Below are 22783 nucleotides of genomic sequence, written 5' to 3' on the forward strand. Positions count from 1 at the left end.
TGCCCTCAGAGGTCGGGGGCAGGCGACGTCAATGCATGAACAGTTGGATCAGCGTGTTGCCGATCCACAGGGCTCCCGCCCAGAAGGCGATGGCCAGCGCGGCGACAAAGGCGAGGCAGGCGACCGAGGTGACACCTCGCGCCGCGCCCCGCGAACCGCCCCCGAAGGCGACGTTCCGTGGCATATTTCGCTCCCAGTCTCTCTTTTCTTGTTCCCCACCGGTCGAGCGGTGAGGACCAAAGGAGGCTGACACGAATTAACCGATCTGCAAAGTCCTGCGCCTCCTGAGGTAAATACGCGCAAGAAGAGCCTTCGATCCGTGCTTGGGATTTCAGCGCATCCTTTTATTCGGGGCATGGTCTTGCCCGATTGCGGACGCTTCAGGCATCGCTAGAGTTCACGCACCGCCCGTCAGAGGCGGTTTGGGGGGCTCAGGGTGCTTTCGCTCATCGGCATCGTCGTCGTCGTGATCGGGTTCATGGCCCGACTCAATCCGCTGCTCGTTGTGACGGCCGCAGCCTTGGTCACCGGCCTTGCCGGCGGCATGGGACCGGTCGAGGTCGTCGAGACTTTCGGCAAGGCGTTCAAGGAAAACCGCTATGTCAGCGTGGTTTGGGTGGTGCTGCCGGTTATCGGCCTGCTTGAGCGCGCTGGTCTGCAGGAACGCGCCAAGACCCTGATCGGCCAGGTCCGGGCGGCCACGACGGGGCGCCTGCTGCTGCTCTATCTTGTTCTGCGCCAGGCGACTGCGGCCCTTGGCCTCACCTCGCTGGGCGGCCACGCTCAGATGGTGCGCCCGCTGATCGCGCCGATGGCCGAGGCGGCGGCCGAGACCCATCACGGCGACCTGCCCGACGACACCCGGCAGTTGATCCGCGCCCATAGCGCGGCGGCCGACAACATCGGGCTGTTCTTCGGCGAAGACATTTTCATCGCCATCGCCTCTATCCTGCTGATCAAGGGTTTCCTCGAGCAGAACGGCATCATCGTCGAGCCGCTGCACCTTTCGGTCTGGGCGATTCCGACCGCGGTCGTCGCCCTGCTGGTCCACGGAACGCGGCTGATGATGCTGGACCGTCAGCTCGCCCGCCGCCTGGCCGAGGGACGCGCATGATCGGGCTGGAGATCCTCTACGTCATCGGCGGCGCCTTCTTCGCCGCCGTCTCGGTGCTCAGCGCCCGCGACGCCACAAATCCGAAGCGGTGGAAGAACACGGCCTTCTGGGGCCTGTTCGCGGTCAGCTTCCTGTTCGGTTCGCATCTGCCCGACCTCGCCAACGGCCTGATCGTCATCGCCATGGTCCTCGTCGCAGGTTTCGGAGGCCTGGGCCGCGGCGAGCCGCGAACCACCACGCCGGCCGAGCGGGCCGAAAGCGCCGCGAGGCTCGGAAACCGTCTCTTTCTGCCCGCCCTGGCCATTCCCGCGACCGCGCTCGCAGGCACATTCGCCTTCAAGCGCCCCGAGTTGGGCGGTCTGGTCGATCCCAAGCAGGCGACCCTGGTCTCGCTGATCCTCGGAGTGTTCGTCGCCCTGGCCATCGCCTTGCCGATGCTGCGGGCGCGGCCCTCGGCCCCCTTGCAGGAAGGCCGCCGGCTGTTGGACACCGTGGGCTGGGCCGCGGTCCTGCCACAGATGCTGGCCGCCCTGGGCGCAGTCTTCGCCGCGGCCGGCGTCGGGACCGCGATCGGCCAGATCGCCAGCGACTGGCTGCCCGACGGCAGCCGCCTGGCGGCCGTCGCGGCCTACACCTTCGGCATGGCGATCTTCACGATGATCATGGGAAATGCGTTCGCGGCCTTCCCGGTCATGGCCGCGGGGATCGGACTTCCGCTGATCGTTCAGCGGTTTGGCGGCGATCCGGCGATCATGGGCGCGATCGGGATGCTCTCGGGCTTCTGCGGGACGCTGATGACGCCGATGGCCGCCAATTTCAACATCGTCCCGGCGGCGCTGCTCGAGCTCAAGGACCGCAACGGCGTGATCCGCGCCCAGGTCCCGACCGCCCTCCTCCTTCTCCTGGCCAACACGGCGCTGATGTATGTCCTCGTCTTCCGTTTCTGAGCTTAATCAAGCGCTTGCCGAAAAGTTCGCGCGGCTGGCCCTGGGCCATGTGCGCAAGCCCTATCCCTACAAGCTCGACCAGGTGCTGGCCGGGGACGAGGACGTGCTGCCGCCGCGCGTGCTGCATCCGATCTTCCACGGCAGCTTCGACTGGCACTCCTGCGTGCACGGCTACTGGCTGCTGGCCAGCCTCTATCGGCAGGTCGCCGACCTGCCTGCCGGTAGGGAAATCGCCAGCCTGTTCAACGAGATGCTGACCCCCGACAAGGTCGCCGGCGAGCTCGCCTTCCTGCAACGCCCGACCAGCGGCGGGTTCGAGCGTCCCTACGGCTGGGCATGGCTGCTGATGCTGGCCGCCGAACTGGAGCGGCAGAAAGGCCATCCCTGGGCCGCGAACCTGCGCCCGCTGGCCCAGGCCTTCGCCGATCGGTTCAAGGCCTTCCTACCCAAGGCGACCTACCCGGTTCGCACCGGAACCCATTACAACACGGCGTTTGCGCTGGCCCTGGCCCACGACTACGCCGCCCAGGTCGACGACCACGAGCTGGCCCAGTTGATCGAGGCGACGGCCCGCCGCTGGTATCTCGCCGACGCCGGCGCCGCGGCCTGGGAGCCGTCCGGAGACGACTTCCTCTCGCCGACCTTGATCGAGGCCGAATGCCTGCGCAGGATCCTGCCATCGGCAGATTTCCGCCTGTGGTTCTCCAGGTTCCTGCCGGAAGCCGCCCAGCGGCGCCCGGCGAGCCTCTTCACCCCCGCCACGGTGAGCGACCGCAGCGACGGGAAGATCGCCCATCTGGACGGCCTGAACCTCTCCCGCGCCTGGTGCTGGCGCTCGATCGCCGGAAGCCTGGCCCTGAACGACCCGGCTCGCCGCGTCGCCCTGGCTGCGGCCGACAAACACTTGGCGGCGGGGCTGGAGCACGTGGCCGGGGATTATATGGGCGAGCACTGGCTCGCGACCTACGCCCTGCTGGCGCTGACGGCTTAAGAGCTCAACACGGTGTCATCCCGGAAAGCCCGCAGGGCTTGTCCGGGACCTATTGTCGCCGACTCGCTTCGGCTACGGGTGCGCCGCCACGTAAGCGTCGATCTCGGCGAGGTGGCGGGCGATCTCGTCGGGGGCGAGGAAGGAGCCGGTGAAGCTGTTCTTCGCCAGCACGACCAGCTCGTCGCGGGTCAGGCCGAGGGCCTGCGCGGTCTCGATCCAGTTCTGGGCGAGATAGCCGCCGAAATACGCCGGGTCGTCGGAATTGACCGTGGCGCGCAGGCCGAGGTCCAGCATCCGCTTCAACGGATGAGACCTGAGGTCGTCCACCACGCAGAGCTTGAGGTTGGACAGCGGGCAGACGGTCAGGGTCATGCCCTGGCGCACCAGCCGCTCAGTCAGGGCGTCGTCTTCCAGCGAGCGGTTGCCGTGGTCGATGCGGTCGACTTCCAGCAGGTCGAGGGCCTCATAGACATAGTCCGGCGGTCCCTCCTCGCCGGCATGGGCCACGACCTTCAGGCCGAGCTTGCGGGCGGCGACGAAGACGCGGGCGAACTTGGCCGGCGGATGGCCGACCTCGGACGAATCGAGGCCCACCCCGGCGATGCGGTCGAGCCACGGTTTCGCTTGCTCCAGGGTGTCGAACGCAGCCTCTTCGGAGAGGTGGCGCAGGAAGCAGAGGATCAGCTTCGAGGTGACGCCCAGCGTCTGCTCGGCCTCATCCATCGCCGAGAACAGGCCGCGGACCACCGTCTCGAACGGCACGCCGCGGTCGGTGTGGGTCTGGGGATCGAAGAAGATTTCGGCGTGGCGCGCGCCGTCGGCGGCGATGCGCCGGAAATAGGCCGTGGCCAGGTCGTGGAAGTCGGCTTCCTTCAGCAGCACCTGGGCGCCCTGGTAGTAGATGTCCAGGAAGTCCTGCAGGTTGGAGAAGGCGTAGGCGGCGCGCACTTCCTCGACGCTGGCGAACGGCAGGGCCACGTCGTTGCGCCGGGCGAACTCGAACATCTGCTCGGGTTCGAGGCTGCCCTCGATGTGCAGGTGCAGCTCGGCCTTGGGCAGGCCGCGGACGAAGGCGGCCAGATCGCCCATCAGGCCGCCGCCTTCTTCACCGCCCCGACGATGTCCTTGACCACCTGGCTGACCAGGGTCTCGTCATCGCCCTCGGCCATCACCCGGATCAGCGGCTCGGTGCCCGACGCGCGGACCACGATCCGGCCCGTGCCGCTCAGGCGCTGCTCGGCGTCGGCCAGCACGCCTTTGACCGCCTCCGTCTCCAGCGGCTTGCCGCCGGCGAAGCGGACGTTTTCCAGGATCTGCGGCACCGGCTCGAACTGGCGGGCCAGTTCGCTCATCGGCTTGTCGGCGTCCTTCAGCACGGCCAGCACCTGCAGCGCCGCCAGCAGGCCGTCGCCCGTGGTCGAGAAGTCCGAGAGGATCATGTGGCCGGACTGTTCGCCGCCCAGGTTGAAGCCGCCCTCGCGCATGCGGGCCATAACATAGCGGTCGCCCACCTGGGTGCGTTCGAGCTTGAGGTTGCGGGCGGCCAGGAAGCGTTCGAGGCCGAGGTTCGACATCACCGTCGCCACCACGCCGCCGCCGGTCAGCCGCTCGCGCTTGGCCCAATAGTCGGCGATGAGGGCCATGATCTGATCGCCATCGACCACGTGGCCCTTCTCGTCGCAGATCACCAGCCGGTCGGCGTCGCCATCGAGCGCCACGCCCACGTCGGCGCGGAATTCCTTCACCGCCCGGGCGACGGCCTCGGGGTGGGTCGAGCCGCAGTCCTCGTTAATGTTGGTGCCGTCGGGACTGACCCCGATCTTGATGACCTCGGCCCCCAGCTCGTAGAGCACCACCGGGGCGACCTTGTAGGCCGCGCCATGGGCGCAATCGATGACGATGCGCAGGCCGGCCAGCGACAGGCGGCGCGGGAAGGTCGCCTTGGCGATCTCGACATAGCGGGCCTGGCTGTCGTCGACGCGGGCGACACGGCCGAGCTCGGTCGGGGCGGCCAGGCCCTCGGCCAGGCCCGCGCCCATCAGCGCCTCGATCTCCAGCTCCCGCTGGTCCGACAGCTTGTAACCGTCCGGGCCGAACAGCTTGATGCCGTTGTCGGTATACGGGTTGTGCGAGGCCGAGATCATCACGCCCAGGTCGGCGCGGAGGGACCGCGTCATCATCGCCACGCCCGGCGTCGGCATCGGCCCCAGCAGGCGCACGTCCATGCCGACGCTGGCGAACCCGGCCACCAGGGCCGGTTCGACCATGTAGCCGGACAGGCGCGTGTCCTTGCCGATCACCACCAGGTGACGGCGCTCGTCCTGGGACATGAACAGCTTGCCGGCGGCGAGGCCCACGCGCAGGGCGACTTCGGCGGTCATCGGGTGGCTGTTGGCCTGGCCCCGGATGCCGTCGGTTCCGAAATAGGCGCGTTTGGTCATGCGATTTCCCGAAACGATACGAAACTGAGATTTAGTCGACGCCGCGTTTGCGAATGCTAAAGGCGGCTCAGGATTATCACGCCTTCAAACGGCAAAGGAACTGCGACGGCATGTGCGGCATCATCGGAATCGTCGGCAAGTCCCCCGTGGCTGGGCGCCTGGTCGAAAGCCTGAAGCGCCTGGAATACCGTGGCTATGACAGCGCCGGCGTCGCCGCGCAGGTGAACGGCGTGCTGGAGCGTCGCCGCGCACCCGGCAAGCTGCGCGAACTGGAAGCGGTGCTCGAGGCCGACCCGCTGGTCGCCGAGACCGGCATCGGCCACACCCGCTGGGCCACCCATGGCGCCCCCACCGAGCGCAACGCCCACCCGCACATCGCCGGCCGCGTGGCCGTGGTGCACAACGGCATCATCGAGAACTTCGCAGAACTGAAGGCCGAACTGCAGGCCAAGGGCCGCCAGTTCGCCAGCGACACCGACAGCGAGGTGGTCGCCCATCTGGTCGACGAGTACCTGCAGAGCGGGCTGGAGCCGCTGGCCGCCTTCAAGGCGACGCTGGACCGGCTGAGCGGCGCCTACGCCCTGGCCGTGCTGGTCGGCGGCGACACCGACGTGATCCTGGGCGCGCGCAACGGCCCGCCGCTGGCGGTCGGCTATGGCGACGGCGAGATGTTCGTCGGGTCGGACGGCATGGCCCTGGGTCCGTTCACCAACCGCGTCGCCTATCTGGACGACGGCGACTATGTGATCGTCGACCACCACGGGGCGAAAATCTTCGACGCCAGCGGCGCGCCCGCCGACCGGCCGATCAAGACGCTCGCAGCCTCGGCCGCGGTCATGGAGAAGGGCAACTATCGCCACTTCATGGAAAAGGAGATCCACGACCAGCCCGAGGGGTGCCAGCGCACCATCGCGGCCTATGTGGACGCCCTGACCGACCGCACGACGATCCCAGGCGACATCGATTTCGCCAAGATCGAGCGCATCCAGATCGTCGCCTGCGGCACCGCCTACATCGCCGGCATGATGGGCAAGTACCTGATCGAGCGGATGGCCGACCTGCCGGTCGACGTCGAGGTCGCCTCGGAGTTCCGCTATCGCGAGCCGGCCCTGCGGCCCGGGTCGCTGGCCATCGCCATCTCGCAGTCGGGCGAGACCGCCGACACCCTGGCCGCCTTCCGCTACTGCCAGGCCAAGGGAATGCAGAGCGCGGCCCTGGTCAACACTGTGGAATCGACCATCGCCCGCGAGGCCGACGTGATCTGGCCGATCCACTGCGGACCCGAAATCGGGGTCGCCTCGACGAAGGCGTTCACCGCCCAGGTCAGCATGCTGACCGCCCTGGCCGTCGCCGCCGCCCGCGCTCGCGGCAAGATCGACGAGGCCGAGGAGAACCGCCTGGTGCGCGTGCTGCTGGAGGCGCCGCGCCTGATCGCTGAGTCGATCAACCTGGAAGACGCGGTGAAGGCTATCGCGGTCGAGGTCGCCAAGGCCCGCGACGTGCTCTATCTGGGCCGCGGCCCGATGTATCCGCTGGCCCTGGAAGGGGCGCTGAAGCTTAAGGAAATCAGCTACATCCACGCCGAGGGCTATGCCGCTGGCGAGCTGAAGCACGGCCCTATCGCCCTGGTCGACGAGGCGACGCCGATCGTGATCCTGGCGCCCTTCGACAGCTATTTCGAAAAGTCCGCCTCGAACATGAGCGAGGTCATGGCCCGAGGCGGACAGGTCGTCTTCATCACCGACCCGGAGGGCGAGCAGAGCGCCCCGGCGGGCGCCCGCGTGGTGGTGACCGCGCCCAGGTGCGACCCGCTGATCGCGCCACTGGTCTTCTCCGCGCCCATCCAGCTGCTGGCCTATTACGTGGCCGTCCAGAAGGGCGCGGATGTCGACCAGCCGCGCAACCTGGCCAAGTCGGTGACCGTCGAGTAGCGCCCTACTTCGCGGGCGGCGTCGCCGGAGCGGCGTCGGCCGGCGGCGGGGTCGCGGCCATCGAGCCGGTCGCGGGCGGAGTCGCCGCCATGGAGCCGGTCGCCGGCGCAGCGCCATCGGCCGGCGGGGTCGCCGCCATGCTGTCGGCGGGCGGCGTGGCGGCCATGCTGTCGGCCGGCGCGGTCGCGGCGGTGTCGGCGGCCGGGGTCGCGTCCTCAGCCTTCTTGCTGCAGGCGGCGACAGTCATGGCGAGCGCGGTGGCCGCGGCAAGCGCGGAGATCGTACGGAGTTTCATGGAAGGCCCTTTCTCTCGACATTGAAGATAGGCGCCTCGTGAACCGTTCACGGTCTCGTGAGTTCCTGTGTGCGGTCACGAAACGGGCTGGAAACTCCTTCCAGGCTTTTGGACCGGTTGGAATCACCTGCGCCATACGGTGGATTTCGAACGTCCCGGCGTCTAGTCGGGGATCTGTCGGGAGGGGCTGAATGTCCACACGCGTTCGCAAGGCGGTGCTGCCGGTGGCGGGACTGGGAACCCGGATGCTGCCGGTCGCGCGGGCGACGCCCAAGAACCTGCTGAACGTCTTCGACCGTCCGATCCTTTCTTATGTGATCGAGGAAGCGCGGGCGGCGGGCATCGAGCACTTCGTCTTCATCACCAGCCGTGGCCAGGGACCGGTCGAGGACTATTTCGACGGCAATCCCGAGATCGAGGAGGCGCTGGCCGCCAAGGGCAAGGACGACCTGTTGGCCCAGGTCCGCCACGACCTGCTGCCGCCCGGCTCGATGAGCTTCGTCCGCCAGATGGCGCCGCTGGGCCTGGGCCACGCGGTCTGGTGCGCGCGCGACATCGTCGGCGACGAGCCGTTCGCGGTGATTTTGCCCGACATGCTGATGATGGCGCAGAAGCCGGCCCTGGCCCAGGCCGTCGCCGCCTATGAACAGGTCGGCGGCAACATCGTGGTGGTCGAGCCGGTGCCCGAGAGCGAGACGCACAAGTACGGAATCGTCGCCCTGGACGGCAAGGGCGGGCGGCTGAACCGCATGACGGCGATGGTCGAGAAGCCCGCCCCCGGCACGGCGCCGTCGAACCTGATCATCTCCGGCCGCTACATCCTGCAGCCCGACATCTTCGCCCTGCTGGAAAAGCAGGGGAAGGGCTCGGGCGGGGAGATCCAGCTGACCGACTCGATGGTCGAGCTGATGAAGACCCAGGACTTCCACGCCCTGGAATATGACGGGACCACCTTCGACTGCGGCGACAAGATCGGCCTGCTGCGCGCCAACGTCGCGTTCGCCCTGCAACGCCCGGAGTTCGCCGAGGCCGCGCGCAAGGCGATCGGCGAGCTGCTCTGAAGGGCCGGCGCGTGCGGTTGCTGATCTACGGCTATGGCTTCGCCGGCCGGGCCCTGGCCCGGCGCATGCAGGCCGCCGGCTGGGACGTAGCGGCGACCTTCCGTGATCCCGCGGCCGCCGAGGCGATGCGCGCGAACGGCGTCACACCGCTGCCCGCCGACGACAAGGCCGCGATCGCAGCGGCCCTGGCCGACGTGCAGGCGGTGCTGGTGACGCCGCCGCCGGGACCGGACGGCTGCCCCGCCCTGCAGGTGCTGGTTCCGGCCCTGGCCAGCGCGGGCGCCTTTCCCGACTGGATCGGCTATCTCTCAACCACCGGGGTCTATGGCGACCGACGCGGCGGCTGGGTGTTCGAGGAGAGCCGATTGGCGGCGCAGTCGCTCGAAGGCGCGCGGCGCGTCGCGGCCGAGCGCGACTGGCTGGAAGTGGCGCGCGGCATGGGCCTGACGCTCACCATCCACCGCCTGCCGGGCATCTACGGCCCTGGCCGGTCGGCCTTCGACCGGCTGCGCGAGGCGCGCGCGACCCGCTACGCTGCGCCCGGACACGTGTTCAGCCGCATCCATGTCGAGGATCTGGCCGCCGAGCTGGCGGCCTCCATCGCCCGGCCGCGGGCGGGCGGGATCTACAACGTCTGCGACGACGAGCCGGCGCCCAACAGCGACGTGATCGCCCATGCGGCCGGGCTGCTGGGGGTCGCGCCCCCGCCCGAGCGACCGTTGGACCTGGACGCCATGCCCCCGCAGGCGCGGCGCTTCTATGCCGAGACCAAGCGCGTCTCGAACGCCCGCGCCAAGGCCGAACTCGGCTGGCGCCCGGCCTATCCGACCTATCGCGAAGGCCTGGCCGCAGTGCTGAAGGCCGGGGGATAGGCGAGATCCAATCGGCGGCGCGCCACGCCCCGCCGTGGCCGCCGCCGCGCCTACGCCAGCCCCAACACCGTCCCGCCGAGGGCGCAGGCGATCAGCACCGGGATCAAGCCGGCCTTGAAGCGCAGCATGGCCACGCCCGCCGCCAGCGCCAGGAGCGCAGGGCGCCAGTCGAGACTGGAAAGGTCGGGAACGTCGGGCCCGCCGGGCCAGAGCGGCGCGACCCTGGAAAACAGCAGGTGAAGGCCGAACCACAGGGCCAGGTTGGCGATGACCCCGACCACGGCGGCGGTGATCGCCGCCAGGGCCGACGCGGCGGCGCGGTGGCCCCGCAAGGCCTCGACATAGGGCGCGCCCAGGAAGATCCAGAGGAAGCACGGGGCGAAGGTCACCCAGGTGGTCAGCAGCGCCCCCAGCGCCCCGGCCGCGAGCGGGTCGAGGCCGCCCGGATCGCGCCAGGCGGCCAGGAAGCCGACGAACTGCAGCACAAGGATCAGCGGCCCGGGGGTGGTCTCGGCCAGGCCGAGGCCGTCGGCCATCTCGCCCGGCTTCAGCCAGCCGAACGTGTCCACCGCCGCCTGGGCGACATAGGACAACACCGCATAGGCCCCGCCGAAAGTGACGACGCCCATGGTCGAGAAGAAGGCCGCCAGCCGCGTCCAGACACTGGCGTCGCCGAAGGCCAGGTAGAGGGCCACGACCGGCGCCAGCCAGATCGGCAGCCATACCGCGAGCACCCGCAGCGCGCGTCCGCGCGAGGGCGTAAGATGCGTGGCGACGCCCCCCTCCAGGGCGAGGTCGACGAGGTCCGGCGGTTCTGGCGCCTCGGCGCCGCCTGACTGCGCGGCGGCGAAGCGATCGGGCGCGAACCAGCCGATCAGGCCGGCCGCGAGTATGACCAGCGGGAACGGCAGGCGCAGGACGTAGAGGCTTAGGAAGGCGGCCAGCGCCATGGCCAGGGCGGCAGGCGTCTTCAAGGCGCGGCGGCCGATGCGCTGCACCGCCTCGACCACGATGGCGAGCACCGCCGACTTGACCCCTAGGAACAGCGCCGCGGCGAGCGGGGTGTGGCCCAGCAGAACATAGGCCATGCTGAGCCCCAGCATGACCAGCGCGCCGGGAACGATGAACAGCAGGCCCGCGACCAGGCCGCCCGCCGTGCGATGCATCAGCCAGCCGACATAGGTGGCCAGCTGCTGGGCCTCGGGCCCTGGCAGCAGCATGCAGTAGTTGAGCGCGTGCAGGAACCGGCGCTCGCCGATCCAGCGCCGCTCCTCGACCAGCACCTTGTGCATCAGGGCGATCTGACCGGCCGGACCGCCGAAACTCAGGCAGCCGATCCGCGCCCAAACCCGGACGGCGTCCCAGAAGCTGGGCATGGCGGGCGCGGTCATGCGTCAGACGGCCAGTTCGTCCAGGGCGGCCGTCAGCCGCGCGAGATCCTGGGGCCGCGAGAGGCGATGATCCCCGTCCTTGATCAGGCTGAAGACCACGTCCTGGCCCCTGATCGCCTGGGCGAGCTCAAGAGCGTGGCGCCAGGGCACGTCGGGATCGGCGCCGCCCTGCAGGATACGCACCGGCGCATCGATGTTCACCGGCCCGGGCAGAATCGACCAGCGAGCGCCGTCCTCCAGCAGTTGGCGGGCGATCGGATAGGGCTCTCCGTACTCGGACGGCCGCAGCCAGACGCCGGTCTCGTCCAACTGGATGCGATCGGCGGGCGTCATCTCCGGCGACATCAGCTTCTCGGTGAAGTCGGGCGCAGGCGCGATCAGCACCAGGGCCGCGACCCGATCCGGCGCGACGCCCGCCGCCAGGCACGCGATCCAGCCGCCCATGGACGAGCCGACCAGCACGGCGGGCCCCTCGACCAAGCTCTCCAGCACCGCCAGGGCGTCCTCACGCCATCGGGTGATGGTTCCATCCACGAACGCGCCGTCCGACTCGCCGTGGCCGAAATAGTCGAAGCGGACATAGGCGCGACCGCGCGCCTGCGCCCAGTCGGCCAGGGCCTGGGCCTTGGTTCCGGCCATGTCCGAACGGAAGCCGCCCAGCCAGACCACCGTGGGACCGGCGCCCTCGACCTTGCGCCAGGCGAGGCGATGGCCGTCCGGCCGGTCGAGGAATCCGCGGGTCTCGGTCATTTCGGCCTCATAACGCGTAGTTGTGACAGGGTTTAGCGCATGGCCGGGCTTTACCAAACGAAGGCTTGCGCTATGCAGAACCCGTGACGCTTCCCCCAGACTTCACCCTTCTGCAGGTCGTGCCCGAGCTCGAGACCGGCGGGGCCGAACAGACCACCATCGACGTCGCGCACGCAGTGGTGCGCGCGGGCGGCAAGGCGCTGGTCGCCACCCGCGGCGGACGCATGGCCGCGCGGCTGGAGGCCGACGGCGGGCGCCTGGCCCAGATGCCGGTGCAGACCAAGAACCCGCTGGTGATGCTGGGCAACGCCGCGCGGCTGGTCGACCTGATCCGCAGGGAGAAGGTCTCGATCGTCCACGCCCGCAGCCGCGCCCCGGCGTTCTCGGCCCTGTGGGCGGCCCAGGCGACGGGCACGCCGTTCGTGGCCACCTATCACGGCGTCTACAACGCCCGGAACAGCCTCAAGCGCTGGTACAACGCCGTGATGACCCGCGGCGACCTGGTGATCGCCAATTCGAACTACACCCGCGACCATGTGCTGGCCGAGCACAGGCTGGACCCGGCCAAGATCGTCTCCATCCCGCGCGGTGTGGACCTTGAGCGGTTCAATCCGAGCTGGGTCGGCGCCGAGCGCGTGCAGGCCCTGCGCGAAGCCTGGGGCCTTGACCCCAAGGACCGGCGGGTAAAGCTGCTGCTGGCCGGGCGACTGACGCGCATCAAGGGCCATCTGATGATCATCGAGGCCGCGCGCCTGATGAAGGCGCAGGGCCGCGGCGACTTCCTAATCATCTTCGCCGGCGACGACCAGGGCCGCACCGGCTATCGCGAGGAGGTCGAGAGCGCGATCGTCGCCGCCGGACTGACGGACGAGATCCGCCTCGTCGGCCACTGCGACGACATGCCGGCCGCCTACCAGGTCTGCGACATCGCCATGCTGCCGACCACCAAGCCGGAGTCCTTCGGACGCACGGCGGTCGAGCCACAGGTGATGGGCAAGCCGGTGCTGGCCAGCGATCACGGCGGCACCACCGAGACAGTCGTGCACGGCGAGACCGGCTGGCTGGTCAAGGTCGGCGACGCCGACGCCTGGGCCGTCGCCATGGCCAAGGCCATCGAGATGGGTCCGGCGCGACTGGCGGCCATGGGCCAGGCTGCGGCCAACCGCGCGCGCCGGCTCTACTCGGTCGACGCCATGTGCGAAGCGACGCTGGAGGCCTATGGCCACGTGCTGGCGGCGCGCAATTCAGGGTTCGCACGCTGATGGCCCGCGAAATCAAGAAGATCCTGGTCATCAAGCTGTCTGCCCTGGGCGACTTCGTCCTGGCCCTGGCGGCGATGAAGAAGATCCGCGAGGTCCACAAGCGGGCGCACATCACGCTGCTGACCACCCCGCCGTTCGAAGCCCTGGCCAAGGCCTGCCCCTATTTCAATGCGGTCGAGACCGACGGGCGCCCTCAGGGGCTTGGCGAGTGGCTGGTGCTGCGCAGGCGGATCAAGGCGGCCAGATACGACCGGGTCTACGATCTCCAGACCTCGGCCCAGTCGGCGCGCATCTTCCACATGCTCTCGCCGTTCCCGCCGGAATGGTCGGGGATCGCCGCCGGCTGCTCGCTACCGCACAAGAATCCCAGCCGCAACCGCATGCACACCCTGGAGCGCCAGGCCGATCAGCTGAAATACGCGGGAATCTGGCCCGACGCCCCTACCGAGCCCGGCAGCGCGCCGGGGCCGGACCTGTCGTGGGTGTTGCCCAAGCCGACCCAGATCCGTCCTGTCCCGGGCGGGGTGCGGCCAAGGCCCTATGTTCTGTTCGTGCCCGGCGGCTCGGCTCACCGGCTCGACAAGCGCTGGCCGGCCGAACGCTACGGCCAGCTCGGCAAGATCCTGGCCGAGCGCGGCTACGACGTGGTGATCATCGGCGGCCCGCAGGAAAGCGCCCTGGCGCGTCAGATTCAGCGCGAGGTCGGCCAGGCCCGCGACCTGACCGGCCGCACCGATTTCGCCAAGGTGGCGGTGCTGGGCGCCAAGGCCTCGCTGGTGGTCGGCAACGACACCGGGCCGCTGCATCTGGCCGCCGCCACCGGATCGCCGACAGTGGTGCTGTTCTCCAGCGCTTCGGACCCCGAATTGGCCGCCCCGCGCGGCCACGTGACGGTGCTACGATCTGGAAACCTTGGCGATCTATCTGTGGCCGAGGTTCTACAGGCTGCGAACGCGTTGCTGCCGCAGGCGTAGCGCCGCTTGATCGGGGGCATGGCCTTCGTCATATATGGCTGCCCGACCGGAGCGCCCCCGCTGCCGGCCGTATGTGTTTCAACAGCTCTAGGAGCGAAAGCCTATTCGCCGCCCGATGCAGGCGCCGCCCGTCAAAGACGGACCGCGCATCAATGACGACATCCGCGTTCCCAGGGTCCTGCTGATCGACCAACATGGCGAGAAGCAGGGCGTGATGCCGACTTCGGCCGCCATGGAGGCCGCCCAGGAAGCAGGCCTGGACCTGGTCGAGATCGTGCCGAATGCGGATCCGCCGGTCTGCAAGATCCTGGACTATGGCAAGTTCAAGTTCCAGGAACAGAAGAAGAAGAACGAGGCGCGCAAGCGCCAGAAGGTCGTCGAGATCAAAGAGATCAAGCTGCGGCCGAACATCGACAAGCACGACTACGACGTGAAGACCAAGGCGATGCACCGGTTCTTCGACGAAGGCGACAAGGTGAAGGTCACCCTGCGCTTCCGTGGCCGCGAACTGGCGCACCCCGAGCTCGGTATGAAGCTGCTCCAGCAGGTCAAGGCCGACTTCGAGGAAGTGGCCAAGGTCGAGTACGAGCCGCGCATGGAAGGCCGGCAGATGATCATGATCCTGGCCCCGCGCTAGGATCGTTCATTCGCCACCGCGAACGGCCGCCTTCGGGCGGCCGTTTTCGTTTGCCTGGACCACCCGCCGGATCGACTCTCCCGGCAAGGAGAGGAGATGCGCCATGATGTTCGCCAAGCGCTTGCGTGAGCCGGTCATGCGCGGCGAAATCACCTGCAGCGTGCGCATATGGCAGGCCCCGCGGGTCAAGGCCGGGGGCCGCTATCCCCTGGGGCCTGGGGCGGTCCAAGTCACCTCGATCCGCGAGATCGAGCTTTCCGACATCACGCCGGCCCTCGCCCGCCGCTCTGGCTTCGCCGGGGTCGTCGACCTGCTGAAGACGGCCAGGCATGGCCCCGGCGAGCGGGTCTTCCTTGTGGAATTTGAATACAGCGACGCGGCAAGCGGCGATGCGACGTCGTGAGCGCCATGATCACCCATCCGTTCGCCGAGCGCACCGAACTCGCCCCCGCCGACTATCTCGCTGAGGCCGGGACGGTGTTCGCGCGGTTCGACGCATTGACCCAGGATTCCGGCAACCTGTCGTTCGGCGTCGCCGCGGGCGGGCGGCGTTGGTTCGTGAAGAGCGCTGGCGACCCACAGGACTCGACGCCATTCCTGCCGCACGCCACGCGAGTCGCGCTTCTGAACAATGCCCAAGCGCTTGCACGTTCGGTAAGCAGCCTGGTGCTTCCGGCGTTGGCGGGGGTCGTGGGCTCGGCCTGGGGACCGATGCTGGTCTACGAATGGGCCGACGGAGAACTGATCCATGCGCCGGCCGAGCGTCGAAGCGATCCGACCACGGCGTTCAGACGCTTCCGCCGCCTGCCCCCCGAGCAGGCCACGGCGGCGATCGACGCTATCCTCGACGCGCATGTGGAACTCTGCCGCGCCGGATGGATCGCGGGCGACTTCTATGACGGTTCGATCATCTACGACTTCGAGGCCCGCCAGCTGCGGCTGATCGACCTGGACAGCTATCACCTTGGGCCGACCGTGAACGGGATGGGCCGAATGTTCGGATCGACACGGTTCATGGCGCCCGAGGAGTTCGAGCTGGGCGCGAGACTCGACGAGCGCACGACAGTCTTCAACCTGGGGCGCGCCATGGCGGAGTATCTGGGCGACGGCGGGCTGGACCGCGGGGGCTTTCGCGGCGCGGACCATCAGCACGCGGCGATGGCCCGGGCCTGCGCCTCGAAGCCCAGCGCCCGTTTCGGCGCGGTCGCCGAGCTGACGCGCGCTTGGCGCGGCGAAGCGGCCCGGGGAGGTCCTGCGGCCGGGGTAGCCTGAACGCCTGCGGCGGGCTAACTCCTTCCCATGGCGCGCAGCAGGCAAAGCAACGAGTTCGAGATCGAGGTCGATGGCGAAACCTATCTCTGGTGGCTGCATCGGCAGCCCCAGTGGTCCAGCGACGTCTCGCAATGCCGCGGCATGGCCATCGCCGCCCGCCACAAGGAGGGGCGGCGCGAAGCGGTCATGGAGTTCCCGCCAGGGCCGCGCCCCAGATACGGCGCGCCGCAACTACAGCCCGCGCAGATTTCGCGGAGCCTCGTCGCGACGGCCATCGCGTCCGCCGTCACCGCGGGATGGGAGCCGATGTCCCGAGGCAAGACGGTCGCTATCGTCGTGGACGAAACCGGCCGCTGACGCCTCGGCGCAACACCCACGACCTCCATACTGAGGCGTTGAAGCCGCACTGCGTTCGATGAAAGCCGAGGGGTCGGAAACCGGGGTTGCGGCGCGCGGCGGCTCCGCTTAACAGCGTTCACATGTCCGACACCGAGAGGCGTGGGGCCGCGCCCTCCCCGCTGGCGGCGCCGGCCCTCATTGCTGTCATCTTCATCAACATGCTGGGCTTCGGGATCATCGTCCCGTTGCTGCCCTTCTATGCGAAGTCGTTCAACGCGCCGGCCTGGCAGATCGCACTGATCTTCTCGGCCTATTCGGTCGGCGCGTTCTTCGGCGAGCCTTTCTGGGGCCGGCTGTCGGATAAGTACGGCCGCAAGCCGCTGCTGATCTCGACCATCATGGGCAACTGCCTGTGCTACCTGGCGCTCGCCTTCGCCCCGAACATCTGGGCGGCCTTCCTGATCCGCCTGGTCGGCGGACTGGCGGCCGGCAACGGCGCCGTGGTGCAGGGCTACATCTCCGACGTGACGCCGCCGGAGAAGCGCGCGCGGCAGCTGTCGTACCAAGGCGCGGCCTGGAACGTCGGGCTGATCGTCGGCCCGTCGATCGGCGGCATGTTCGCCCACCCGAACCTGGGGCCTATCGGCTTCCAGGTGCCCCTGTTCATCGCCTCAGGCCTGGCGGCGCTGTGCGTCATTGCCATCATGCTGTTCATCCGCGAGAGCAATACGCGTGAGAAGGCGATCACCCACCGACCCAGCCGCTGGCGCGCGATCGGCGACGCCGTCGGCCATCCGATCATCGGACGGCTGATGCTGCTGACCTTCATGGTCGGCTTCGCCTTCACCGGCATCGAGAGCACCTTCGGCCTGTGGGCCCAGGCGAAGTTCGACTGGGGCCCGCGCGAAATCGGGATCGTCTTCGCCTTCACCGGCGTCTGCGCGGCCCTGACCCAGACCTTCGTCACCGGACGACTGTCCGAGCGCTATGGCGAGGGCAAGATGCTGGCGGTCGGCATGGCCCTGACCGTGATCGCCGCGGCCAGCCAGCCCTTCTCGCAGAACATGCCGATGGTCATCGCCCTGATGTGCCTGACGGCTATCGGACAGTCGGTGGCGTTCCCAAATGTGGGAGCAATGATCTCGCAGACCGCCGATCCGCATCGCCAGGGCCAGATTCTGGGCCTCAACAACGCTACCGGCGCCCTGGCGCGGGTGGTGGGGCCGTTCTGCGCCGGCCTGATCTTCCCGCACGTGCTGGACGGCCCGTTCTGGCTGGGGGCGGCGGTGGTGGCGCCGGCGATCTTCCTCGCCTTGGCCGCCAGCCGGCGCGTGCAGGCCCTGCGCGCGGCGCAGGCCGCCGAACGCGGGAGCGCGCCCTGACATGGCCCACGCCCCCGCGACGAAGGAGACGGGGGGCGACAACCGGGCCCTGGTCGTCCTTCTCTCCGTCATCTTCCTGAACATCGCCGGCTTCGGCCTGGTGATCCCGCTGCTGCCGTTCTTCGGCAAGTCGCTGCAGGCTGACGCCTGGCAGGTGGCTCTGCTGTTCTCGGCCTTCTCGTTCGGCCAGTTCCTGGGCGAGCCGTTCTGGGGCCGGATGTCCGACCGCACCGGCCGGCGGCCGGTGCTGATGATCACCATAGCGGGCGGGGCGCTGGCCTATGTCGCGCTGGCCTTCGCCCCGACCATCTGGCTGGCCTTCCTGGCGCGCTTCGTCGGCGGCTTCCTGTCGGGCAACATCTCGACCCTGCAGGGCAGCCTGGCCGACATCACCCGGCCCGAGGAGCGGGCGGCGAAGATGGGGCTGATGGGTTCAGCCTTCTCGATGGGCTTCATGGTCGGCCCGGCCATCGGCGGCCTGCTGGCCATCCCGAGCTGGGCCGCTTCGGCTTCCAGATCCCGCTGTTCGCGGCCGCCGCCTTCGGCCTGATGTCGGCCCTGGCGGTGCTGGTCTTCGTGCGCGAGAGCCGGCCCGAGCCAAAGACCGGCCCGCGGCCGCGCCAGATCGAGGTGCTGCGCCAGGCCATGGCCCATCCGGTCATCTCGCGCGTGATGATCATCAGCTTCATCACCATCGCCGGCTTTGCAGGGATCGAGGCGACCTACGGCCTGTGGACCGAGCACAAGTTCGGCTGGGGGCCGCGCCAGATCGGCTTCGCCTTCATGGGCATCGGGGTGTTGGGCGCCTTCTGCCAGGGCGTGGTCACCGGCTCGCTGGTGCGCCGGTTCGGCGAGCCGCGGGTGCTGACCGCCGGCCTGGTCGCCATGTTCGTCGGCATGATCTTCCAGTTCGTCTCGCCGAACTGGCATGTGGCGATGGTCGGCTTCGCCTTCGTCTGCTTCGGCCAGTCGATCTGCTTCCCCTGCCTGACCGCGCTGATCTCGCAATCGACCCCACCGGACCGCCAGGGTGAGACCTTGGGTCTCAACATGTCGAATATGGCGCTCGCCCGTATCGGCGGGCCGGTCTATGCGGGCCAGCTCTTCTCGCTGGTCGATCCCGGCGCGGCCTTCGTGGTCACCGCGGTGCTGATCGTGCCGGCCACCTGGATGGCCTTCCAGATCCTGCGACGCGCGCCGCGGGCCGCCTGAGGGCCTCGCCCTGCGGCGTGCGTTTCACTAGGTTGCCGCCATGTCGAAGAATTCCGCCGGAGCGCGCCCCCCGGGCCTGCGCGCCCTGACGCCCTACGCCGCCCTGATCGGCGCCATCGCCTCGCTGTGCGTCGGCACCTCGTTCGCCAAGCAGCTCTTCCCGCTGGTCGGGGCGCAGGGCGCCACCGCCTATCGGGTCGGCTTCTCGGCCCTGCTGCTCTGCATGGTGTGGCGGCCCTGGCGCGCCTGGCCCAAGGGAGCGGACCTGGCGCGGCTGGCCATGTACGGCGCAGTTCTGGGGCTGATGAACCTCTCGTTCTACATGGCGATCCGTACGATCCCGCTGGGCCTGGCCATCGCCATCGAGTTCATGGGCCCGCTCAGCCTGGCGCTGATTCATTCGCGCAAGCCCATTCACTTCCTCTGGATCGCGCTGGCCGCGCTCGGCCTCTTCCTGCTGCTGCCGCTGCGGGGCGCAGCCGACGCCCTCGATCCGGTCGGGGTCGGCTACGCCCTCGCCGCCGCCGTGTGCTGGGCGCTCTATATCGTTCTGGGCAAGCGGACCGGCCATCTACCCGCAGGCCAGTCCGTGGCGCTGGGCATGAGCACCGCGGCGCTGATCGTCGTGCCCATCGGCCTGCTGGAGGCCGGGTACACCCTGTTCGACCCGAAGATCCTGGGCCTTGGCCTGGTGGTGGCGGTGGTGTCGAGCGCCATTCCCTATTCGCTGGAGATGGTCGCGCTGCGCGGCATCCCCAAGCGCAGCTTCGGGGTCATGCTGAGCCTGGAGCCGGCGGCCGGCGCCCTGGCCGGCCTGATGATCCTGGGCGAGCGGCTGGCGAGCGTGCAGTGGCTGGCCATCGGCCTGGTGATCTGCGCCTCGATCGGCGTGATCCTGACCGATCCGAACCGGGCGGGCGACCTGGCCGACGAGAGCGCCGCGGGGACCTGAGGCGGCGCCCTCCGTGTCATCCCGGTTTCGGCGCAGCCGAAGACCAGGACCCATGGTCGCCCGATCACGGAGAATGGGGCGCGGCCGAGCCATCCTCGAGCCCTCCGGTGGTCATGGTCCAGGTCTGCTTCCTCAGAACAGCCCCGCCAGCAGGTTGATCGTCAGGGCCAGGACCACCGTGTTGAAGGTGAAGGCGACGACGCCGTGCACCGTGCCGACCCGCCGCAGCCGCTTGGAGGAAAAGGCGATGTCCGCCGTCTGGCTGGCCACGCCGATGACGATCGAGAAGTGCAGGAAGTCCCAGTAGTCGGGCGGCTCGCCGCCGGGGAACAGCAGGCCGCCGGCGTCAGAGCGCGGCTTGTCGCCTGGGGCGTAGAACTCGTGCGCGTAATGCAGTGCGAAGATCAACTGGACCATGAACCACGAGGCCGCGACCGTGGCGAAGACCAGGGCCACGCGCAGCGCCTTGACTAGGCCCGCGTCCGCCTTGGCGGCCGACAGTTCCTTGGCGATCACCCATATGCTGGCGGCCGCGGCGGCGATCACCAGGGTGAGAATCACGCCCTGGCCCTGATCCTGGGTCGCCGCCGTGGCGCGCATGCGATGCAGGTCCGCGCGCCACATCATGATCATGGCCGCCGAGATGAAGGTGAGGCAGGTCGCATCCCAGGCCAGGATCGCGCAGGTGGTCAGCGACAGGCCGTTGGGCGTGAAGAGCAGCAGCGCCCAGGCGACCGCCCCGGCGGCCATCGCAGCCAGAAGCCGCGGGCGCGCGGCGAAGGGACCCAGCATGCGGCGACGGAACGGCTTGGCGGCGGACGTCATGGAATCCTCGGCGCGAACCTTCGCCCTTACCTATATCGCGGGGGCCCGAGTCGTCGCAGCCGGACTCAAAGCCTTGCCTTCCCTCAGGGTTTCGCGTAAACGCCCCGCTCTTCGGAGTCGTCTGGCCAAAGGCATGCCAGGGCGGCTCATCAATACGCCAGAGGACGGGGCCCACAAGGCTCCGCAGAGAAATGCCGAAGTTGAAGACTAAATCGGGCGTGAAAAAGCGCTTCAAAATGACCGCGACCGGCAAGCTGAAGGCCGGCGTGGCGGGCAAGCGTCACCGCCTGATCAGCCACAGCGCGAAGTACATCCGTCAGAACCGCGGCACCAAGGTGATGACCGAAGCTGACACCAAGATCGTCAAGCTTTGGACCCCCTACGGCCTCTAAGGAGAACTGACACATGGCTCGCGTGAAACGGGGCGTCGTCGCCCACGCCAAGCACAAGAAGGTTCTCGAGCAAGCCAAGGGCTTCTACGGGCGCCGCAAGAACACCATCCGCGCCGCCAAGGCGGCCGTGGACAAGGCCGGACAGTACGCCTACCGCGACCGCAAGGTCCGCAAGCGCAACTTCCGCTCGCTCTGGATCCAGCGCATCAACGCCGCTGCGCGTCTGGAAGGCTTCACCTACTCGCAATTTATCTTCGGCCTGGACAAGGCCGGGATCGAAATCGACCGCAAGGTCCTCTCGGACATCGCGGGCAACGATCCGACCGGGTTCAAGGCCATCGCCGACAAGGTTCGCGCCGCGCTGGCTTGAGGCCCTTTGAGTCGAAAGACTTAACTGAGCAATCGAGAAGCCCTTCGGCGGGAACCGCCGGAGGGCTTTTTGCTGCCCTCTTCCCGCGCCCCTCGCCACCCTCTAAAGCAGCCCCGTCATGACCGCCCAACTCGAAGCTGAAATCCTCGCCGCCGTCGACGGCGCGGCCGACGCCGCCGCCCTCGAGGCCGTGCGCGTCTCCGCCCTCGGCAAATCCGGCTCCATCTCCGACCTGCTCAAGTCGCTGGGGGGCATGAGCCCCGACGAGCGGCGCGAGCGCGGCCCGCAGATCAATGGCCTGCGCGACCGCGTCCAGGCCGCCATCGCCGCCCGCAAGGAGATCCTGGAGGCCGCCGCGCTCGACGCCAGACTGGCCGCCGAACGGGTCGACCTCTCGCTGCCGGCCCCGCCGCGGCGCAAGGGTTCGATCCATCCGACCATGCAGGTCATGGACGAGATGATCGCCGTTTTCGCCGAGATGGGCTTCTCGGTCGCCGAAGGCCCGGACATCGAGACCGACTTCAACAACTTCACGGCGCTGAACTTCCCCCCCAAGCATCCGGCGCGGGAGATGCACGACACCTTCTTCCTGCCGGAAGACGAGCGTGGCGAGCGCAAGGTGCTGCGCACCCACACCAGCCCGGTGCAGGTGCGGGTCATGCACAAGGTCAACGAGAAGCTGCCCGGCTGGATCGCCAACGGCCCACCTTCTCAAAATGGGGAGCCGCCGATCCGCGTGATCGTGCCCGGCCGCACCTTCCGCAAGGACAGCGACCAGACCCATACCCCGATGTTCCACCAGATCGAAGGCCTGGTGATCGACAAGGCGATCCACATGGGCCACCTGAAGTGGACGCTGGAGACCTTCCTGGCGCGGTTCTTCGAGACGCCGGAAGTGGTCACGCGCTTCCGTCCGCACCACTTCCCGTTCACCGAGCCCAGCGCCGAGATGGACGTGCAATGCGACCGCTCCGGCGGCGAGGTGAAGATCGGCCAGGGCACCGACTGGCTGGAGATCCTCGGCTGCGGGATGGTGCACCCGAACGTGCTGCGCAACTGCGGCCTGGACCCGGACGTCTGGCAGGGCTTCGCCTTCGGCTGCGGCGTCGACCGGCTGGGGGTGCTGAAGTACGGCATGCCCGACCTGCGCGACATGTTCGCAAGCGACGTGCGCTGGCTGGAGCACTACGGCTTCTCGGCCTTCGCCGCCCCGAACCAGGCCTCGGGGCTCTCCTGAGCCCTAGCGCAACCCAATTGCTCCCCCGCTGGGGGAGCTGTCCGCGAAGCGGACTGAGGGGGACTTCGACGCCAGCCGCCGCTGGGGGGGGGGGCCGCGGCGCCGGGGGGGGGCGGCGGCGCCCCCCACCCGCCCC

The 22783-nt window shown here is 68.8% G+C and carries 26 protein-coding genes; 19 read left to right on the forward strand and 7 right to left on the reverse strand.

The window, feature by feature from the left end:
- Positions 1-28: 28 nt before the first annotated feature.
- Positions 29-184: a hypothetical protein gene (locus ACE3T2_RS08485; RefSeq protein ID WP_374656684.1), complete on the reverse strand. Its 156-nt coding sequence runs from the start codon at positions 182-184 to the stop codon at positions 29-31.
- Between the two features lie 252 nt (positions 185-436).
- On the opposite strand from ACE3T2_RS08485, the gene ACE3T2_RS08490 reads away from it, so the two are divergent.
- Genes ACE3T2_RS08490 through ACE3T2_RS08500 form a run of 3 tightly spaced genes read left to right on the forward strand, consistent with a single transcriptional unit; the run spans position 437 to position 3052 of the window.
- Positions 437-1114, forward strand: a complete 678-nt coding sequence (locus tag ACE3T2_RS08490) for a DUF969 domain-containing protein (protein WP_374656685.1) — start codon at positions 437-439, stop codon at positions 1112-1114.
- On the forward strand, positions 1111-2061 hold the full coding sequence (locus ACE3T2_RS08495; protein WP_374656686.1) for a DUF979 domain-containing protein: 951 nt from the start codon (positions 1111-1113) through the stop codon (positions 2059-2061). The genes ACE3T2_RS08490 and ACE3T2_RS08495 overlap by 4 nt, the downstream gene beginning before the upstream one ends.
- Positions 2039-3052: a DUF2891 domain-containing protein gene (locus ACE3T2_RS08500; RefSeq protein WP_374656687.1), complete on the forward strand. Its 1014-nt coding sequence runs from the start codon at positions 2039-2041 to the stop codon at positions 3050-3052. The genes ACE3T2_RS08495 and ACE3T2_RS08500 overlap by 23 nt, the downstream gene beginning before the upstream one ends.
- 72 nt (positions 3053-3124) lie before the next feature.
- On the opposite strand, the gene ACE3T2_RS08505 is transcribed toward ACE3T2_RS08500, so the two are convergent.
- Both ACE3T2_RS08505 and glmM read right to left on the reverse strand, forming a co-directional pair.
- Positions 3125-4141, reverse strand: coding sequence for an adenosine deaminase (locus tag ACE3T2_RS08505; RefSeq protein WP_374656688.1), 1017 nt, complete (start codon positions 4139-4141; stop codon positions 3125-3127).
- On the reverse strand, positions 4141-5493 hold the full coding sequence (gene glmM, locus ACE3T2_RS08510; protein WP_374656689.1) for a phosphoglucosamine mutase: 1353 nt from the start codon (positions 5491-5493) through the stop codon (positions 4141-4143). The genes ACE3T2_RS08505 and glmM overlap by 1 nt, the downstream gene beginning before the upstream one ends.
- 110 nt (positions 5494-5603) lie before the next feature.
- Here glmM and glmS point away from each other — a divergent pair, with 110 nt between their 5' ends.
- A complete protein-coding gene (glmS, locus tag ACE3T2_RS08515) occupies positions 5604-7424 on the forward strand; it encodes a glutamine--fructose-6-phosphate transaminase (isomerizing) (protein ID WP_374656690.1) in 1821 nt (606 codons plus the stop codon).
- Positions 7425-7428: 4 nt separating this feature from the next.
- Here the strand turns inward: glmS and ACE3T2_RS08520 are convergent, their stop codons facing one another.
- Positions 7429-7719: a hypothetical protein gene (locus tag ACE3T2_RS08520; protein WP_374656691.1), complete on the reverse strand. Its 291-nt coding sequence runs from the start codon at positions 7717-7719 to the stop codon at positions 7429-7431.
- Between the two features lie 191 nt (positions 7720-7910).
- On the opposite strand from ACE3T2_RS08520, the gene ACE3T2_RS08525 reads away from it, so the two are divergent.
- Together ACE3T2_RS08525 and ACE3T2_RS08530 are read left to right on the forward strand one after the other, a co-directional pair.
- Entirely contained in the window at positions 7911-8780 is an 870-nt protein-coding gene (locus ACE3T2_RS08525) for a UTP--glucose-1-phosphate uridylyltransferase (RefSeq protein ID WP_374656692.1), read from the forward strand.
- 11 nt (positions 8781-8791) lie between these two features.
- Complete coding sequence (locus ACE3T2_RS08530) at positions 8792-9652, forward strand: SDR family oxidoreductase (protein WP_374656693.1); 861 nt, start codon at positions 8792-8794, stop codon at positions 9650-9652.
- A 50-nt stretch (positions 9653-9702) separates the two neighbouring features.
- Here ACE3T2_RS08530 and chrA read toward each other — a convergent pair whose 3' ends face one another.
- Together chrA and ACE3T2_RS08540 are read right to left on the reverse strand one after the other, a co-directional pair.
- Entirely contained in the window at positions 9703-11043 is a 1341-nt protein-coding gene (gene chrA / locus ACE3T2_RS08535) for a chromate efflux transporter (protein WP_374656694.1), read from the reverse strand.
- 3 nt (positions 11044-11046) lie between these two features.
- Positions 11047-11793, reverse strand: a complete 747-nt coding sequence (locus ACE3T2_RS08540; RefSeq protein ID WP_374656695.1) for an alpha/beta fold hydrolase — start codon at positions 11791-11793, stop codon at positions 11047-11049.
- An 83-nt stretch (positions 11794-11876) separates the two neighbouring features.
- On the opposite strand from ACE3T2_RS08540, the gene ACE3T2_RS08545 reads away from it, so the two are divergent.
- The 10 genes from ACE3T2_RS08545 to ACE3T2_RS08590 all read left to right on the forward strand — a co-directional run bounded on the left by ACE3T2_RS08545 (position 11877) and on the right by ACE3T2_RS08590 (position 19823).
- Positions 11877-13055, forward strand: coding sequence for a glycosyltransferase family 4 protein (locus ACE3T2_RS08545; RefSeq protein WP_374656696.1), 1179 nt, complete (start codon positions 11877-11879; stop codon positions 13053-13055).
- The gene (locus ACE3T2_RS08550; RefSeq protein ID WP_374656697.1) at positions 13055-14029 is read left to right on the forward strand and encodes a glycosyltransferase family 9 protein; all 975 of its coding nucleotides are present in this window, start codon (positions 13055-13057) and stop codon (positions 14027-14029) included. Before ACE3T2_RS08545 ends, ACE3T2_RS08550 begins: the two co-directional genes overlap by 1 nt.
- Before the next feature lie 115 nt (positions 14030-14144).
- Positions 14145-14666: a translation initiation factor IF-3 gene (gene infC, locus ACE3T2_RS08555; protein ID WP_374656698.1), complete on the forward strand. Its 522-nt coding sequence runs from the start codon at positions 14145-14147 to the stop codon at positions 14664-14666.
- Between the two features lie 103 nt (positions 14667-14769).
- A complete protein-coding gene (locus ACE3T2_RS08560) occupies positions 14770-15069 on the forward strand; it encodes a hypothetical protein (RefSeq protein ID WP_374656699.1) in 300 nt (99 codons plus the stop codon).
- Positions 15066-15938, forward strand: coding sequence for a hypothetical protein (locus ACE3T2_RS08565; RefSeq protein WP_374656700.1), 873 nt, complete (start codon positions 15066-15068; stop codon positions 15936-15938). The genes ACE3T2_RS08560 and ACE3T2_RS08565 overlap by 4 nt, the downstream gene beginning before the upstream one ends.
- Positions 15939-15965: 27 nt before the next feature.
- Positions 15966-16295, forward strand: coding sequence for a hypothetical protein (locus tag ACE3T2_RS08570; protein ID WP_374656701.1), 330 nt, complete (start codon positions 15966-15968; stop codon positions 16293-16295).
- A gap of 122 nt (positions 16296-16417) precedes the next feature.
- The gene (locus tag ACE3T2_RS08575) at positions 16418-17659 is read left to right on the forward strand and encodes an MFS transporter (protein WP_374656702.1); all 1242 of its coding nucleotides are present in this window, start codon (positions 16418-16420) and stop codon (positions 17657-17659) included.
- Position 17660: 1 nt separating this feature from the next.
- The gene (locus ACE3T2_RS08580; RefSeq protein WP_374656703.1) at positions 17661-18209 is read left to right on the forward strand and encodes an MFS transporter; all 549 of its coding nucleotides are present in this window, start codon (positions 17661-17663) and stop codon (positions 18207-18209) included.
- Positions 18209-18871, forward strand: a complete 663-nt coding sequence (locus ACE3T2_RS08585) for an MFS transporter (RefSeq protein WP_374656704.1) — start codon at positions 18209-18211, stop codon at positions 18869-18871. The genes ACE3T2_RS08580 and ACE3T2_RS08585 overlap by 1 nt, the downstream gene beginning before the upstream one ends.
- Before the next feature lie 40 nt (positions 18872-18911).
- Positions 18912-19823: a DMT family transporter gene (locus ACE3T2_RS08590; RefSeq protein WP_374656705.1), complete on the forward strand. Its 912-nt coding sequence runs from the start codon at positions 18912-18914 to the stop codon at positions 19821-19823.
- A gap of 132 nt (positions 19824-19955) precedes the next feature.
- Here ACE3T2_RS08590 and ACE3T2_RS08595 read toward each other — a convergent pair whose 3' ends face one another.
- Complete coding sequence (locus tag ACE3T2_RS08595; RefSeq protein ID WP_374656706.1) at positions 19956-20648, reverse strand: DUF1345 domain-containing protein; 693 nt, start codon at positions 20646-20648, stop codon at positions 19956-19958.
- Positions 20649-20839: 191 nt separating this feature from the next.
- On the opposite strand from ACE3T2_RS08595, the gene rpmI reads away from it, so the two are divergent.
- The 3 genes from rpmI to pheS all read left to right on the forward strand — a co-directional run bounded on the left by rpmI (position 20840) and on the right by pheS (position 22647).
- Positions 20840-21040 (forward strand): 50S ribosomal protein L35, encoded by a 201-nt coding sequence (rpmI, locus tag ACE3T2_RS08600; protein ID WP_374656707.1) that lies wholly within the window; start codon positions 20840-20842, stop codon positions 21038-21040.
- A 13-nt stretch (positions 21041-21053) separates the two neighbouring features.
- The gene (rplT, locus tag ACE3T2_RS08605; protein WP_183771798.1) at positions 21054-21410 is read left to right on the forward strand and encodes a 50S ribosomal protein L20; all 357 of its coding nucleotides are present in this window, start codon (positions 21054-21056) and stop codon (positions 21408-21410) included.
- Positions 21411-21528: 118 nt separating this feature from the next.
- Positions 21529-22647, forward strand: coding sequence for a phenylalanine--tRNA ligase subunit alpha (pheS, locus tag ACE3T2_RS08610; protein ID WP_374656708.1), 1119 nt, complete (start codon positions 21529-21531; stop codon positions 22645-22647).
- Positions 22648-22783 lie beyond the last annotated feature (136 nt).

The organism is Phenylobacterium sp. (assembly GCF_041919955.1).
Classification (GTDB): domain Bacteria; phylum Pseudomonadota; class Alphaproteobacteria; order Caulobacterales; family Caulobacteraceae; genus Phenylobacterium.